Below are 17,770 nucleotides of genomic sequence, written 5' to 3' on the forward strand. Positions count from 1 at the left end.
TATTTATTATCCTTAATTAAGCGTTAGGCAGCGTAATGACAAAACGTGTCATCTTACCATGCTCACTATTTACATTGAGCTTACCATCATATTCTTTTACTTGAGCTTTGATGATGTCTAAACCAACACCGCGACCACCATCTTCGTCAGCATCTTCTTTCGTAGAAAATCCAGAAGAAAACAGCTGTTTTAACAGGCCATTACGATCAAGTTGTTTTGCCTCTTCGACATCGAAACGACCTTGCTTGACTAACTTTTCACGAATACCATCATAGTCGATACCTTGACCATCATCTTGTAGGGTCACAATAAAATCTTGACCACTACTTTGCATCTCAAGACCAATTGTACCAACAGCAGACTTGCCAGCTGATTGACGCACATCAGGCGTTTCAATACCGTGTACCACAGCATTACGTAGCAGCTGGATACTGATTTCTTTTACGGTCTTTTTAAGATGCTCTGGTATCTTGATTTGTCCCAAAGTAGCACTATCAAGTTGTACTTGTTTGCCTTGTCTTGCTGCGATATCTCGTGCAAAATCATGATAATAATCGAGCAAATGACTGTCAGCTTCTTCATCCAAGTCAATCTCATTGCCTGCAATTTCTAAACCATCTATTGACAGATCTGTTGCTTGATTTTGGACTACTGCTTCATGTACATCTGATGCTGCACTAGCTGGCGCTGTACGGTTGATACGCTCACCCAATGTCTCGATAGTGTTAGACAAACTGAGCAAATCATCCAAATGCACTGCTAAAGGCAGGAAGTCATTACCAGACAGCTTGCCTTGATTTTGTAGCACGTTAAGCTGATCTTCTGCTTCTGATGCAATCTTAGTAAAGCTGTGTAACTTTAATGCTGAGGCCTCACCTTTTAAGCTATGCATTTCACGATAGATAGCGTTTAATTTAACCTCAAGCTCATATTGCGTACTGCCAGGATTTTTTAAGATATTGTTGATTTTTTCAATATGAGTTTTGGTGTTAGTGATGAACTCATTAATGATTTTTGGATTTACATTTAAGATGGTTGTTAACATCTCAATCTGCATGTCATTTTGTGAACGTTCTTTCTCTAAACGTTGTTCTAGATGAACAGCGTCTGATACATCGTTAACGTTGACCAAAATACGAGCAATGTCTTTATTTTCATAAACCCGTGAAAATCTAAAATCTAAGAAACGGCTGTCCGAACCCTGTTCGCTAGTAGTGTTATGTAGCAATACTTTGTGTAGGGGGTTTAGATCGTTAACCAGTTTTTCTTTCACTCGTGGATTGTATAGCTGCTCAACGAACTGGCGTGTGGTCGTTAGATCTTTATCAGAAATACGGCCGCGTAGTACGCTGGCAAAGTTTTCTCCTGCTAAGCTATCAGAGCCAATAATCTTATTGAGTGCCTTTGAATGCTGCTGACCAATATTTAAGTCTTTATCAAGCAAGAACAGGCCGGTATTAACCGTTTGCATAATCTCTTGGGTCTCGCGACGTGCTGCTAATGCTTCAGCATCTGTTTCACGTAAGCGACGTACAAAGAAGAATACAAAGATCAAAAAGTAGGCAAAGATTGCTGCAACACCAAGTATCTGAACCAGACGAATAGTATTGGCTTGGTTTTCAGCACTCGTAAATACATCATCAGTCAGTTGGTCTAAAGAGTCGTTAATAAGCAAACTTGATGTCTTTGCCTGCTCGACTGCTTGCGTTAACTCATCAGCAGAGTCAACCATAATATTATCAGCATCTTTTAGATACGCTTGAATTTTAGGTTCTAAAAGCTGCCATTGCTCACTAGCTGCTACGATGTTGGCTTGTGCCTTACTATCAACTTGCGGTAAATCATAAGTATCGCCATCGATATCAGTAATCGTACCACCTTGTCCGATAGCTGTAATAGAGTTGGTAATCAACCCAGTATTCTGCTCTAAACGCTCAAAAACTCGCTGCATATGAGGAGAGTTGGTATCCTCACCGTAGCTATTATCCAAATCAAACAAGTCTTTGATCACCGCCTGCGCACTGTTGGCAACTTGGTTGGTTTGATCAATTAATACTGTGTTTCTTTCTAATAAGCTTGAGGTATAAAACGTAAACGCAAGCAAAGCACCAATCAACGACAAGAACAATGCAATTGATATAATCAGACCTTGATAACGCTTATTATCGACATTATGTGTGGTTGCCATGTTGAAAGTCCTTTAGTTTGCTTGCTCAGTAGTTTGGGCGTCAGATTGAGCTTCACCTAACCATTTTTCTTCGATTGTCTTAAAGGTCCCTTCTGCTTTAAGTTTGGTGATACCTTCATTAACAGTGTCGATAAGCTGAGTGTTATCCTTTGCCATTAGTACAACTTGCTGCGCTGAAGGCGTATCTTCACCTTCATACGGTACGATAGTAACGTCATACTCTGGATGGGTCTTAGCGGTGTATTGCAAAATAGGCAAATCATGTAGGATAACGTCGACCTTGTTTTGCAGTAGGTCTTCAAATAGTAAAAAGGCTGTGGTTCTTGTAGAAAGCTCACCATATTTGCCAATTTCTTTTAGTTGCTCTGCAGGTTTTGCACCTTCCATACCAGCAACATGTAATCCTCCTAAGTCCTCTAAACGCTTCAAGTCTAAGTCTTTATTTGAGTACATCATGGCTGATGGGTTAAAAAAGTAAGGTGTGGACAAGCCATACTTTACGTTACGATCGTCTTTATAAGAGATACCTGATACCGCCAAGTCACGACCGCCAGTCTCTACGCTATCAAACATGTCTTGCCAAGTTTCTTTATAAAACTCGACTTTAAAGCCTTGCTCTTCTCCAATAGCACGGATAGCATCAATATCAATACCTTGCATATTTCCATAGTCATCCTGAAAGGAAAACGGAGGCATGGTCCCTGTCGTTGCTACTTTAACTACTGGAGCATCATCTGGTAATTTGCTGACAAAAGTATCTTTGTTTTCTGCCACTGTTGGACTGGTCGTTGTTGCGTTTTCTTGCGTAGTTGTATTGCCTGCATTGTTAGAATTGCCACAACCAAATAAGCCCACACTTAGTACAATAGGAAGTACACGATATAACTGTTTCATAATCTATCCTTGAAAAATTGGGAGGTTTTTACAGTTTAATAAATTGTACTTATCGTTTTTTGCTTTCAATAGTTGCTTATTGACTCAATACAACATACCTATACATAAATATATTTGGTGTTTTTAAATTAATGAACTGGCATTAACTTAACTACATTTTGACCAAAAATATTCAAAAAACTAATATTAAGCTCATGGTATTTACATAGAAAGACATATAATATCTAGGTAAATAACATGCTGCACGACTAGTACATTTATTACACAAATTTACAATGAATAATACTTAAGTAACTTTATAAAAGCAATCAAGGTAAACGAGTAGTAAATGATAATCATTACTATTTAATAGGATAGAATCGTACAGTACAGTCGCTCTACCCTCGAAAGGGTCGTAGAATAACTTTACATATTGACAAAAAAAGCATTCATACGTGTCGTGCGTACGAATGCTTTTTTGTAAGAAATAGAATAAAAGGTCAGATGACTTTGCTCTTATCGAAATCTAGCTTGTTCCTAACATTTTTTGCTGTTTTAAAGCAGTTTCAGTCAAGTCTTCACCAAACCATTTTGTCGTTAGCACAGCATAAGTACCATCCTTTTTTAATCCTTCTAACCCTACATTTACCTTTTCAAGTAGTTCAGGTTGGTTTTTATCGATAAGGAAAACTTTTCGAGCACCATCGGCGCCAATACCTTCATAGTCAAAATATATTGGGTCTAAACTTGATAAATCGTTTAATAAATAACGTATAACACCAGAATCATCTGCAACCGCATCAACTTCGCCTTGTGCCATAGCTTGCACTGCCGCAAATGTAGTTGGATACTGTTCTAGAGCACCTACTGCATAATTGCCTTTTGCAAAAAATTGATAAGGTTAAGAGTCGCTTAATACACCAATACTTACATCGTCCAAATTATCTAATGACTTAATATTCAATTCACTATCTAAGTACACTAGGCTAGTAGGCAAGGGTGCATAAGCATCCGACAATAAATATTTGCTATTTCTCTCGTCACTGTAAGTAAGACCAGCGGCCACCATATCTCTATTCTTACTATCTAAATTATCAAACAGCTTTTTCCAAGGGTCGTTATAGACCTCAACCTTAAAGCCTTGTGATTCACCAATATGATTCATCAGTTCTATATCGAATCCAGTAACATTACCGTATTCGTCTTTAAACTCATATGGTGCATAGTTTGCTTCGGTACCCACTTTAATCACGGGGGCAGTATCAGGCAACTGACTAACAAAGTCGTCTTTACCTTTGGTAGTGGAGGTACTAGCGCTATCTTGAGTGACGGCATTATTAGAGGAACCAGAATTACTACAACCAAACAATCCTACGCCTAGTATTATCGGGAGTACTTTATACAATGTCTTCATAACTCATCCTTGAAAATTGGAAAATATTAGTAACTTTTTTCTTAACAAACCAACAAATTTGTATATAACTTTTTTGTAATAAAAAATACAAACCGTTACATTTGATATTAATTCAGTGATTTTAGGATAGCTAGAAACATAGAAAAAACTAGATAAGTGGATGAATAGTATGATAAAAGGTAGATAACAGAAGTTATTTGAAAGTTTTACCCATCTATTTGAATGAAATAAATTTTTGGGTTATATATAAATTATTGTAATATATCTTTTGTTAAAGGTATAAAAAAAGCATTCATTATCTATTAGATAACTGAATGCTTTTTAAATAGAAGCTAATAACAAAATTTTTAATCCGTATCTTCAAGATTTAAGTTGCGATCTATTTTCCAAATTAAAAAACAGCCCAGACTCATTAAGGCAAACATTGCAATACCAATCTTAAGTACAGGATTAACTGGAAATAGGTTCAACAATAGCCCACCAAAAATACCGACTGAAAACATCAAAGAGCCTTGTAAGGCACTTGCCATCCCAGCACGGTGTTTTTGAAATGCCAACGCAATGGCAGAAGCGTTTGGCTGAGTCAGACCAAGACCTGCAATACAAAAGAAAATACAGCTTAAAACTAGCGGCAGCCAAGCATCTGTACCAAGTAGTATTCCAACCACAAACAGTACGCCTGCCGAAATCACCTGCATCATCGCACCAAAACGTAAGATACTCAAAATACGAAAGCGATTGGTGAGCCATTGATTAAGCTGAGTTAACGCCACAAACCCTGCAGCGTTCATACCAAAGAGCCAACCAAAATGCGTCGCTGACACACCATACGTGTCCATAATTAGCTCAGAAGCCGAGCTAATATAGACAAACATCGCCCCCATCAACAGCCCGCCACCAATTGCCGGATAGTTGAAACTTGGATCTTTTAATAAGCTCCAATATTGGCTGAGCACTTCTTTAGCAGGGCGAACATTACGGTTTTCTGCTGTAAGGGTTTCAAAAAAGAAAAACTTAGTTAATAGTAAATTAAGCACCCCAAAAGCTGCTAAAAACCAAAAAATCGAATGCCAATCAAAGAACTGTAGGAATAGTGCACCAAGTGATGGCGCTAAAATAGGCGCCAATCCCATTACCAAAATCATAATAGAAAAAGCTTTAGCCGTTTGTTTGGCGGTGAGTCGATCACGTATCGCTGCGCGGGTGACGACCGCACCTACGCAGGCGCCAAGTGCCTGTAATGTCCGCCCAGCGAACAAAATATACTCGTTACTGGTCGTAGCACAGACAATCGATGCAATGACATACAAGGTCATACCTATATATAAAGGTTTGACCCGACCAACACGGTCACTAAAAGGACCATAAAATAGCTGCCCAAATACCAAACCAAAAAAGTAAGCTGGTACGGAGTTGGCCATAAATGCTGTAGATACCTCAAAATCATCTGCCATCGATGGTAATGCAGGCAGATACATATCGATAGATAAAGGTCCTATCGCCACAATCAGCCCAAGCATCATAATCCATGCAACAGGCAGATCAGCAGCGCGCACACGTTCAGCAGTCATAGGTTTATTGGGCAAAGAGGATTTTGGAGCAGACATAGCGGGACCATTTTATACAGAGATTGCTGTTGATACTTCGATTGCTTTTATTCAATATAAACGTTATCAATAAAATATTCCTGTTTATTGACAAGCATTACTGATAAAAACAATGGTGCATATCTAATTTATTATCGTTACAAATATGCAAGCAGACAGTCCTATATCGTACTATCTGCTTGTATTTCAATAGAGATATAACCTTAATAGAACAAACCTCAATAATTAAACAGCACCTACAACACTGCTATAAGCTGAGGGTTAAATTAACGAAACTGGCGTTTGCTAAACACTGTACTGACCTCTTTGGCTTTTTTGAGCGCAAGCTTACGATTTCGTCCTAACATAAGTTTTAACTGCCACATTTTTTCTTTATATAGCGTCGTATGCGACTGCTGATACATGGCATTGATGACACGCTTACTTGCGAGCACCGCATCAGGAGAACGCTCGGCAAACTCAGCGGCCAGCAACTGTGCTTGTTGTAATGGTGATTCACTACAATGACTAACCAACCCTAGTGTTCGCCCCTCCTCCGCATCAATGGTACGCGCACTCATTGCTAGCTCTTTTAGCACGTCTGCACGCACGACCCCTAGTGCCGATTGCGTCAATCCCATGTCTGGCACTAATCCCCACTTGGCTTCCATAATGGACAGTTTGCAATCAGGATGACTAATGCGCACATCGCACGCCAGAGCCAGCTGTAATCCTGCCCCAATGCAATACCCTTCTAATACAGCAATCACAGGAACTGGTACTTCGCGCCAGACCAAGCAGACCTGCTGAAATAGGCTTTGGTTAGGTTTAATTAATTCCCAAAAAGCGTACGCTTGATTTTTGGGATGATTCAAATCACCCAAATCTATACCAGCACAAAACGTCCCCTCAGCACCATTAAGAATGACGGCACGTAACGTTTTATCCTTACTAATATGTCTAGCAGCAGCGATCAGCTCATCAACCACTTGAAAACTCATGGCGTTCTTTTTTTGAGGACGATTTATAGTAACGGTGGCAATATTTTCGGTAACGCTAACTTGTAGGGTTTTATATTGATGAGCGGCGATAGCATGCATAACAATCCTTAATAAGCAATTTGGATGATAAGTTGATGTTCGTTTTAGCAGTTATACTTTATTAATCTTAACAGGCTTATATCTGCTGTAGCGCGCGAATAACTGACTGCAGAGGTATCGATATTTTATTGGCTATATCGTTTTATAATATCTGACGCATTACTTTAGTGACAGTTGACCAGATAGTTATTTTGACGACAACCACACTAGATCATTTTCCAAGTCATATCATTTTCGCTCAAGCGATGATAGTTCAGTTGCGGATATGGTGATAGATCAAGCGCCTGTAGATTGTTGAGCGCAAGCAATAAGTTCTCATAGTACGGCTTGAGCATGGCAAACTGCACCGGCGTAGTATGTTGAACATTTAATAGACACTTATCTTCCAAGTCTTGGCTGGCTTTACGCAGTTGCGGGACACCAGTATAGCGACTGGCACCCAAAATGCGGTGTGCAACTTGCGCCAGCATATTTCGATCACGCGCTTGCCACGCTTGAGATAAGGCCTCTTTTTCATCCGCTATTGTATCGATCATCATAATAATGAGCTTAGCAGCCAAATCCGGCTTGTTTGCCGAACGTGTCAGCGCATCTTGCCAGTCCAATATCTCCATCCCAACGATGCTGCTACTTTTTGAGCCATGATCCTGTTGTGTTTGTTCCGGTGAAGGGTGTTGTGATTGCTCATCTTGTTCAATGAGAGTATCTTGATATTGTAAGCTTTGATAACGAGGCTGAGTCGCCCGTTGGGGCTCTCGCCTATACTCATCACGAGGGTGAATATCTCGCATATAGTCATCACGGATTTTTTTCAGAGATAGTGGACGTCGCACAGTTTTATCTACAGACAGACTTTTGATTTTGGTATTGTCTACGACATTGGACGCCATGCTATGGGTAGCGTCAGTAGGCGCAACTGGTAGTAAATGCTGCGACGTTGATGTACGCCCTAACCATTTTTGTAGCACTTGTAACAATTGCGGTTGGCTAATTGGTTTGCCAACGTAGTCATCAATACCACTTGCGAGTAGCTTATCGCGCTCATCAGACAATCCGTGAGCCGTTAGTGCAATAATAGGAATATGGCTATCACCAACCTCTATTTTACGGATTTGCTGCGCCGCTTCACGACCCGACATACGTGGCATTTGAATATCCATAAAAATAAGATCGATGCTGTCTTTATCTTCTGGGTTGTTTTTTGAATGGGCCAACGAATTTTCTTCGGTATCTATGTCTATGGTTGAGGCAGCATTGGCCGACACCTTATGGGTTTGCGCACGGGCCTGAGCTTTTGATATCTGTGTTTTTTTGGATAAGCTTTGTTGCGACGATTTAGCATTTCTTATATTTTTGGCCTGCTGCTTGCTGATCAATTCGATGGCATCAAAGCCACTATTGGCAGTGATGACATGAATACCAAGCTCACTAAGAAGCGCATCTAATACTAAAAGGTTGGGCAGATGATCGTCTACTGCCAGCACAGTTATGCCATGCCAGCGCGGTGCTTGCGCTGCGACCGGTTCGCTTTTCTTTTGAGTGTCGAGCATGGCATATAACTGCCTCTTATCTAACGGCTCATATAAGACATTGGCATGATAGCGGTTTAATAACGCTTGGTCAGCAGCAACTTGATAGCCAAACACAGCAAGCTTGCCTTGATAGTGCAAACGAATTTGCTTAAGCAGTGCTGTCATGTCATCTTGTGTGTCGTTGTCGACGATTACCCAGTCCCAATAATTGCCATGCTCTTTTAGTGACTCAAGCACACCAGGTAACGAGTTGGCTTGAGTAAGTTTGATAGGCAGGACTTGCAGGCTAGCTTTTAAAACTTGTCTTGACGCAATGTGATTGATCCAGACCAATACATTGAACTCATCATTCGCACTAGCCAGTGGTGCAAGTACTGGCAAGGCAATGGTTTGACCAGTGGCAGCTTCCAATACATCGATATGAGTTGGCATACGAAACCAAAACGTCGCTCCTTGATTGGCTATATTTTCTTGTGCATTGTCATAAAACCCAATATCACCGCCCATAAGCCGTGTTAGTTGCTTAGATATGACAAGGCCCAATCCTGTGCCACCATACTGACGCGTGATAGAAGGATCACCTTGGCTAAAGCTTTGAAACAGCATCTTTTGGTCTGCAAGAGATATCCCTTTGCCACTATCTTGGACGCTAATCATCAGATGATTATCGCGATGATCATCTAAGCTTACGCGCACCACGACATCACCGCTATCGGTGAACTTAATGGCATTACCGACAAGATTGGTTAAAACTTGTTTGAGGCGTAGGGCATCACCCACGATTCGCATCGGCACATCGTTATAAAACAGTACGGCCATACGTAGACCTTTCTCTGCCGATACAGGAGAGAGCATATCGACCACGTCATAAATAGTGTCATAAAGATCAAACTCGTGACGATCAAGCACCAACTTGCCTGCTTCAATTTTGGAGAAATCCAACACATCATTTACCAATGCCAGCAGATGTGCAGACGACTTACGAATGGTATGTACGTATAAGTCTTGTTCAGGATTGAGCTCACCGTGACGCGCCAGCAAATTAATAAATCCATCAATACTGTTTAGAGGTGTGCGCAGCTCGTGACTGATATTGGCTAAGAATGCAGACTTAGCCTGACTGGTTGAGATGGCATCATCACGAGCATTTCTGATAGAAATGTTTTGCATCTCCATCTCATCAAAAGCCAGGCGTAGATCGTCCTCGGTTTGTTCCGCGTGGTCTTTTAAATCCTGAAAGCTGCTGTGCAAGCGCCGTAACGTCTTAACCAAGTCTTGTTGTAATAAGTTTAACTCTCCATCAGACTCAACCGGAATAGGCTTGTATAAATTGTCCACATGAGTACGCTGTAGCTGCAAACGCAGCTCATAAATAGGCGCAATCCAGCGTTTGGCATAAATATTGAGACTTAATAGCAAAATTAAAATCGTAAAAAGACCGGTAATAACGAGCGCCATCGCGATACGGTAACGCGCGATGTAAAGTGGCTCGTTATCCATATCGACAAGCAACCACAATCTGTGCCCTTCAAAATTACCCAATACAGTGCCATAAGCTGTACCGATAGGCGTCGATTGCTGGGACAAAAAACTTTGTGATGCATCAATTAAAGGCCAACTTTCGCTCACACCATAACCGACTGTTGCAAGTACCTGATTATTTTCGTTGATAATGGCAATGCGTTGTACATGCTGCTCCGACTGCATACGGCTGAGTCTATCGCGAATCGATACCAATGTGGCCATCGCCCCTTGAGGAGCATCGGCTGTCTCGTTGAGACTTTCATCAATAACTGTAGCAGACGATAGACGAGAGGTGGACATACCTCCAAGCGCTTCTTCTGACAGTACCGTACTACTCAATCGTCCACCACGAGCACTAATATAATGGTCCGAATGTACTTGCGACAACGGCAGATACTCAGGTCGGATATTGTTTTCAAGTGCTGCTTGGCTGGCTGCCGCCATATCATCAATCATATCCTGCGAATTTTTTTCATTGGCTTTTGACTGCTGACGTTCTTGCACTAACAAAGCAGGGATCAGCTCAGTAACCATAGGCTTGTAACGAATCAACACAGCCTCGGCTAACGCTTCTTGTTCTGACTCACTAGCACGCATCGTCTCATGAAAAACAAGAATACCGCCGACTGCTGCTAACACACAAATCGGTAAAAACACCAATATGATCAACTGACCATAGGCGCTACTGGTATCAAAGCGTTTTTTGTATGCCATGTTAAAACTTATCCCTACAGGTTTCTGTGCTATCTATCAATAACCACTATAAATGATTTTATCCAGCCATCAATATGTTAAATACTTTCATTATTTTAGCAGCATTTAGAAGTGTCGGTATCATCTTGGCCATTCATATCAACTTATCATAAATATCAACAATTATTTTATACTGTCATGACTATTCGCTGTCCTCATACTTAGATACCCAACAGACCCTAGTTGACTGACTTTTTAATCTTATTCATTTACCAAAATATCTTGATGCTATCAGCGTAGCTAAAAACAAAATGATATAATGATGCCATTTTCAATTTGTCATAACTTTCGGTTATAGTCGATACCAAATAAAATGGTTACACGACATTATGAGATGTGACCAGTACAAAATTGACTAGAACAAAGATTAGAACTGTATTTACAATACTATTATTCCAAAATAGACAAAGGTGCCCTATGTCCTCCACCACTACGCCAAACGCCAATTTTATCAATCAAGTTACCGAACTTGCTGATTGTGTTGGCCAAACGCCACTCGTAAAATTACATCGTTTGCCTGTAGAAGAAAGTATTACCAATGGAGCGACGTTGCTGGCAAAGCTCGAAGGTAATAATCCTGCAGGCTCTGTAAAAGATCGCCCTGCTTTTAATATGATTTATCAAGCAGAACAGCGCGGAGATATTCAGCCTGGTGACACCTTGATTGAAGCAACTAGCGGCAATACGGGCATTGCCTTAGCCATGGTTGCCGCGATGCGTGGCTATCCGATGACTTTGTTAATGCCAACAAACTCAACTCAAGAGCGTAAAGACGCCATGAAAGCTTATGGCGCAACCTTAATCGAAGTCGATGAAGGGATGGAGGCTGCACGTGATTTGGCATTACAGATGCAAGCTGATGGTCAGGGGGTTGTGCTTGATCAATTTAATAATATTGATAATAAGCAAGCACATTATTTGACGACAGGCCCTGAACTGTGGGCGCAGACCGAAGGCAAAATTACCCACTTTATCAGCTCAATGGGCACTACAGGTACCATTACAGGCGTATCGCAATACCTTAAAGAACAAAACCCAGCGATTAAAGTTGTCGGCCTGCAACCTGATGAAGAGGCGTCTATCGCCGGTATTCGCCGCTGGCCTGCAGCTTATATGCCAGGTATCTTTGAGGCAGATTTAGTCGATGAAATCATGGATATTGACCAACATATCGCTGAAATCTATATGCGCAAACTGGCGAAGACTGAAGGTATCTTTGCTGGTGTCTCATCAGGCGCAGCAGCGTGGGCGGCTATACAAGTCGCCAAAGAGAACCCTGATGCTGTTATTGCCTTTATCGTCTGTGATCGCGGTGATCGCTATCTATCAACTGGTCTATACAATGTCGATGACACTCCTGTCGATGATAATACTCAGTCGTAATGCCTGACCAATGCTTGCACAATAAGTAACTAGGACTATTTATGTCACATGCCCTACCTGCCAATCCTGTACTGGTCTTTGATATTGAGACTGTGGCGGATACAGATGCTGCACGTCGTATTTATCCAAAACTGGCTGACTTAAGCGACGCTGATGCGCTCAGTGCCTTGACTGCCATTCGAATACAAGAAGCTGGCCATGACTTTATGCGCTTACCATTACAGCGCATAGTGTGCATCTCAGCGCTATACATCAAAGATGGGCAGTTTTCTTTATTTTCTTTGACGGCAGATAAGTTTAGCGAAAAAGATATTCTTGCCAAGTTTTTCCGCGCCTTCAGCGATATCGAAACCTTGCCACAGCTGATTAGCTGGAATGGTTCAGGCTTTGATATACCCGTACTCATTTACCGCGCTATGCAGTATGATCTGTCTGCCCCATCGCTGTTTGAAGAGGGCGAGCGTATTAAAAACATGCGTTTTGATAATTATGTCAATCGCTTTCAAACCAAGCATCTAGATTTAATGGACAGATTTAGCCAATATGGTGCGAGTCGCCGTGAAGCGATGGATGTGGTTGCAAGCCTGTATGGGCTACCTGGTAAGACCGATGTGGATGGCAGCATGGTAGGCGCTCTGGTTAATGATAATGATTGGCAAACACTATCGATCTATTGCGAATCTGATGTCATGAATACGTGGCTGATATATCTACGCTGGCTGCGTCTAACCGGTAAGCTGTCGTCTCCGTCTTATAATCATTGGCAACAACAAAGCCGTGACTATTTAGCAAACTTTACTCAAGCAGATGGTCAAGCGCGCCATCATGAGTTTCTTGCCGATTGGACATCCGTACCTGAACCATAAAAGACCAAACACAGTATTATCGACAATAGCACCTACTCTCATTTTTAGTTATTTATTATTAAGGCAGGTTTATGCAACCCACCGATTCAAAAACGTCTACAGCAACTGATACTATGTCACAAGCCAACGATACCCAAACGATCACTATCCCGCCTAATAAGAAAAAATCTAAACCTTCATCCAAGACACGTCGGCGTCTAAAAGAGGCAGAGCCACTTCCCTTCAATATTGATGGATTGTCGCACGATGGGCGCGGGGTTGCCGTATATGGTAATGGCTTTGATGAAAAAGAGGGACATGTAGCAGACAAGCATGGCAAAAAAGTTTTCGTCAGCTTTGCTTTACCGGGTGAAAGTGCTTTGGTCAAACTAACCAATAGTCGTGCCAGCTTTGAAGAGGGAGACGCGATTGATATCACATCCAACCCAAATCCTGAACGTGCTGTACCGCCCTGCCCGCATTTTGGCGTTTGCGGTGGTTGCAGCTTACAACACTGGCAGCCAGATGGTCAAATCAACTTTAAGCAATCGGTACTTGCTGAGATGCTTATACATCAAGCCAATGCTGAGCCGGACAACTGGCTTGCACCGATAGTTGGTGATCGTCTCGGCTATCGTACCAAAGCACGACTTGGCGTACGCTATGTCGCCAAAAAAGAAACTGCATTGGTCGGCTTTCGTGAGCGCTCAAGTAACTTTTTAGCCGAATTAAACGAATGTCATATTTTAGATCCACGTATTGGCTTTGAGATTGAAAACCTCAAAGCACTTATGAGTACACTTGAGAGCCGCGATAAGATTGCTCAGCTAGAGCTAGCAATGGGTGAATACCTACCAGAGCTACCTGATGGCGATCAGCCTGTTGCTCTTATCGTACGTCATCTAGCTCCATTATCAGACTCTGATATCGAAAAGCTTAAAGCGTTTTTTGCAGCGCGTCATTGGCAGCTATATTTACAGTCTAAAGGCGCTGATAGTATCCAACGCGTTGCCTTGACTGACAAAGATGATCTGAGCCAACAATTTGGACGTTTATATTACCAACTGCCAGAATATGACCTTACTTTCGAATTTATCCCAACTGACTTTACGCAAGTAAACCTTTCTGTCAATCGTCAGATGACCAAGCTTGCTTGCGATTTGTTAGATCTAAAAGCGGGCGAGCGGGTACTCGACTTGTTTAGTGGTTTAGGCAACTTTAGTTTGCCTCTAGCTCGTCTTGTTGGTGAAACTGGCGCAGTTGTAGGTGTGGAAGGCAGCGACGCAATGACAGCACGCTCAGCAGACAATGCACGTCGTAACGGTATTCATAATACCAAATTTTATAACCAAGATTTGACTCACGACTGTACTGATAAACCTTGGGCTAACGAAGGTTTTGATGCGTTACTCATTGATCCGCCACGTTCTGGTGCTTGGGAAATCATGCAATACTTGCCTAAATTTAATGCTGAGCGGATTGTCTACGTCTCTTGTAATCCTGCTACCCTTGCACGTGATACAAAAGCTTTGTTAGAGCAAGGCTACCGTCTCACCCATGCTGGAGTAATGGACATGTTCTGTCATACTGGTCATGTCGAATCCATTGCTCGCTTTGAGAAAATAACAACTTAATTTTTATTGATTGTATCATTGGGCTTATTACTGATTTAAATTGAACTGTTTTGCATAAATGAAATTTCGTCGGAATACCGTTACGCTTGTATGCATTATCACTACAGAGCCTTGCTTGAATTAGCCTTCTAAAGTGACATAATAATACCCATACAAGCTGTATGTGTTTATCTACACATTGTGCATATTTGCGCTTATCGTCTTAAAATACTGGGCATAAACTCTTTATAACAGCTGCTAAAAAATGGATTTTTGTAGCTGTGTTGATCATATCTGATAATCATGAATTATGGGGTAGATCAAGCGTTTTTGCATAGCAGGTAAGACGATAAGAAATTTTGAAAATAGCTAAGAGGAGTCGGCTATGGTAAAAATTCGAGAAGGTTTACCGCTTATTGATGGGCAAACAACACAAGCTGATAGTGCAGCTTTAGCAGCACAGTTGGTGGCAAGCCAGCGCTCTCATCAATCTGCTAATAGCTACGCCCAAGTACCATCTGATATTAAACAACAACTAGCAACGCATAAGCTACATACCACTTTTGATCGCTCTGCCTACTACTCTTATCATAGTCATGATCCCAAATTAAAAAACGAATATTCGGATCACATTCTTCTAGACGATATGCAGATGCTTGCAGAAGCATCTATCGCTGATGATTCAGGTCAAGCCAATATTGATGTACCCGTATGGCTAGATAATGTTGCAAAACGTATCGACCAAGAAACTGTCCCTAATTTAGCTGCTGCTTGCGAGTTTATTCGTAGTCGTATGAATACTAGCGAGTCTGAACGTTCTGGTGCTTATGTGACGGGTATTGGTATGGCAGATATCCTGACTTATTTATATCAAGACGAAGACGCTTTGGTGGCTGCTATGTTATACCGTAGCGCACGCAAATCGTTGGTGAGTTTGACTGATATTGAGCAAAGCTTTGGGGTAGAGATTGCAAGTTTAGTTAAAGACGCCTTAGCTATGGGAAAGCTGTCTGCCATTATAGAAAGCAACAAGCGCCTAGAAGACCATTTCGTCAACAATCAACGTGATCAGCTATCTAACATCTACAGCATGCTTATTTCTGTCACTAACGACGTGCGCGTGGTACTTATTAAGCTTGCCGAGCGTACCTTTGCCATGCGTGAGTTATCATTCTCCAAACCTGAACGTCAACAGCGTGTGGCCCGCGAAGTGATGACCATTTATGCACCGCTCGCTCATCGATTAGGTATTGCTCAGTTAAAGTGGGAGCTTGAAGACCTGGCTTTTCGTTATCTTGCCCCTGAGCGTTACAAAGAGATTGCCAAGTTATTATCCGAAAAACGCAGCGAGCGTGAAGACTATATTCAGCGAGTGCAAAACAAGCTAAATGATGCGTTAGCAGAAGCTGATATTACTGCCGATGTCTCAGGACGAGTCAAGCATATTTATTCTATCTATCGCAAAATGAAGCTAAAACGCTTATCGTTTGATCAACTCTATGACATTCGAGCACTACGAGTATTGGTGGAAAACCCAGCGGATTGTTATCATGTGTTAGGTTTGGTACATGGCTTATGGCGGTACATTCCTGAACAGTTTGATGATTACATTACCAACCCAAAGCCTAATGGCTATCGCTCGTTGCATACTGCGGTTATCGCTGAGAACAAGTCACTTGAAGTACAGATACGCACCCAAGGCATGCATTTTGAGGCCGAGCTTGGTATGTGTGCTCACGTAAATTATAAGGAAGGTCTCAAAAAGAAAAAAGACAGCTACCTCACTCAAAAGATCAGCTCATTACGTCATCTGCTTTCTATTAATAACGAAACTCGGAGTCAAAATCGTTTAGGGCTCATAGCAGAGGGTGAGTTTAATGACCGTGAGTTAGGTGAACTAGAAGATGACGAGCCAATCGTTGATTTTGATGAGCTTGAGAGGATTTACATTTTTAGTCGAGATGGTGACATCACTGAACTACCAAAAGGGGCTACCGTACTTGACTTTGCTTATTATGTACACACGCAAGTAGGCAACCGCGCTCAAGCAGCGCGAGTCAATCAGCGTTACGTGCCATTGACTTACCAGCTAAAAACAGGCGAACAGGTTGAGATTATTACTAAAGCGTCACGTGAGCCTAATCGTGATTGGTTAGTTGCGTCACTTGGTTATATTCATACCAATCGTGCCCGCTCTAAATTGCGTCAATGGTTTAACAAACAAGACCGTGATAAAAATATCGAAATCGGTAAGCAGATGCTAAGTAAAGAGCTTGAGCGACTTTCAGTACATCCCAATAGCATCGACTTGAATGACTATACGCAGCATTTTCATGTTAATAATACGGACGATATTATCGTTGGGCTTGTTACAGGCGACATTGGACTCCATCAATTAACTGGTCACATCTCTCGTCAGCTGCATTTAGAGCCTGAAAAAGAAAAGGAAGATTACACCCCTAGTGTTGATCCAAAAACAACAGGCAAACTTGATGCCTACAAAATCTGTATTGATGGTTTGGATAATATTGAAATAAATTTGGCAGGTTGTTGCCATCCTGTGCATGGTGAGCCAATTTCTGGATACATTACTTTATCTCGCGGCGTTAGTGTTCATAACCGTGGCTGTCCTGAATACATGCGTCTGATTGAACGTGACCCTGAGAGAAAGATCAGTGCAGCTTGGAAGTCTAAATCCGGTCGTTATCAGCCTGTTGATATCCATATTGAAGCTTATGATAGACGTGGATTATTGCGTGATTTAACCCAAGTCATTGACAAAGAAAGTGTCAATATACGCAAGGTTGAGACCTTGAGCACTGATGACAATATAGCCTCGCTAAAATTTCATATCGAAGTCTCGGGATTGGCCCATCTATCCAAACTGCTTGCCAAGCTTGAACTGCAGCCAGGGATTTTGCATGCACGTCGTACTATTGTCTAACCGTTAATCGATAAC

The 17,770-nt window shown here is 41.7% G+C and carries 11 protein-coding genes; 4 read left to right on the plus strand and 7 right to left on the minus strand.

Annotation, left to right across the window (positions count from 1 at the left end; all coding sequences use genetic code 11):
* Positions 1-16 precede the first annotated feature (16 nt).
* From ACS8FB_RS10315 to ACS8FB_RS10345, 7 genes are all read right to left on the minus strand, one after another.
* Positions 17-2,188, minus strand: coding sequence for an ATP-binding protein (locus ACS8FB_RS10315; protein ID WP_439262708.1), 2,172 nt, complete (start codon positions 2,186-2,188; stop codon positions 17-19).
* 12 nt (positions 2,189-2,200) lie between these two features.
* A complete protein-coding gene (locus ACS8FB_RS10320) occupies positions 2,201-3,082 on the minus strand; it encodes a substrate-binding periplasmic protein (RefSeq protein WP_299218112.1) in 882 nt (293 codons plus the stop codon).
* Positions 3,083-3,587: 505 nt separating this feature from the next.
* A complete protein-coding gene (locus tag ACS8FB_RS10325; protein ID WP_439262710.1) occupies positions 3,588-3,881 on the minus strand; it encodes a substrate-binding periplasmic protein in 294 nt (97 codons plus the stop codon).
* Positions 3,882-3,962: 81 nt separating this feature from the next.
* On the minus strand, positions 3,963-4,475 hold the full coding sequence (locus tag ACS8FB_RS10330; RefSeq protein WP_439262712.1) for a substrate-binding periplasmic protein: 513 nt from the start codon (positions 4,473-4,475) through the stop codon (positions 3,963-3,965).
* Positions 4,476-4,822: 347 nt separating this feature from the next.
* Positions 4,823-6,046 (minus strand): multidrug effflux MFS transporter, encoded by a 1,224-nt coding sequence (locus ACS8FB_RS10335; protein ID WP_439262910.1) that lies wholly within the window; start codon positions 6,044-6,046, stop codon positions 4,823-4,825.
* A 302-nt stretch (positions 6,047-6,348) separates the two neighbouring features.
* Complete coding sequence (locus ACS8FB_RS10340; RefSeq protein ID WP_439262713.1) at positions 6,349-7,161, minus strand: crotonase/enoyl-CoA hydratase family protein; 813 nt, start codon at positions 7,159-7,161, stop codon at positions 6,349-6,351.
* Between the two features lie 206 nt (positions 7,162-7,367).
* A complete protein-coding gene (locus ACS8FB_RS10345) occupies positions 7,368-10,931 on the minus strand; it encodes a hybrid sensor histidine kinase/response regulator (protein WP_439262715.1) in 3,564 nt (1,187 codons plus the stop codon).
* A gap of 456 nt (positions 10,932-11,387) precedes the next feature.
* Between ACS8FB_RS10345 and cysM the strand changes: the two genes are divergently transcribed.
* From cysM to ACS8FB_RS10365, 4 genes are all read left to right on the plus strand, one after another.
* A complete protein-coding gene (gene cysM / locus ACS8FB_RS10350) occupies positions 11,388-12,353 on the plus strand; it encodes a cysteine synthase CysM (protein WP_439262717.1) in 966 nt (321 codons plus the stop codon).
* A 41-nt stretch (positions 12,354-12,394) separates the two neighbouring features.
* Positions 12,395-13,219, plus strand: coding sequence for a 3'-5' exonuclease (locus tag ACS8FB_RS10355; RefSeq protein WP_439262719.1), 825 nt, complete (start codon positions 12,395-12,397; stop codon positions 13,217-13,219).
* A gap of 71 nt (positions 13,220-13,290) precedes the next feature.
* Entirely contained in the window at positions 13,291-14,832 is a 1,542-nt protein-coding gene (rlmD, locus tag ACS8FB_RS10360; protein WP_439262721.1) for a 23S rRNA (uracil(1939)-C(5))-methyltransferase RlmD, read from the plus strand.
* A gap of 364 nt (positions 14,833-15,196) precedes the next feature.
* Complete coding sequence (locus ACS8FB_RS10365; protein ID WP_439262723.1) at positions 15,197-17,755, plus strand: RelA/SpoT family protein; 2,559 nt, start codon at positions 15,197-15,199, stop codon at positions 17,753-17,755.
* Positions 17,756-17,770: the final 15 nt, after the last annotated feature.

Origin of the sequence: Psychrobacter sp. 1U1, from assembly GCF_051847535.1 — a bacterium.
Lineage (GTDB): Bacteria > Pseudomonadota > Gammaproteobacteria > Pseudomonadales > Moraxellaceae > Psychrobacter > Psychrobacter saeujeotis.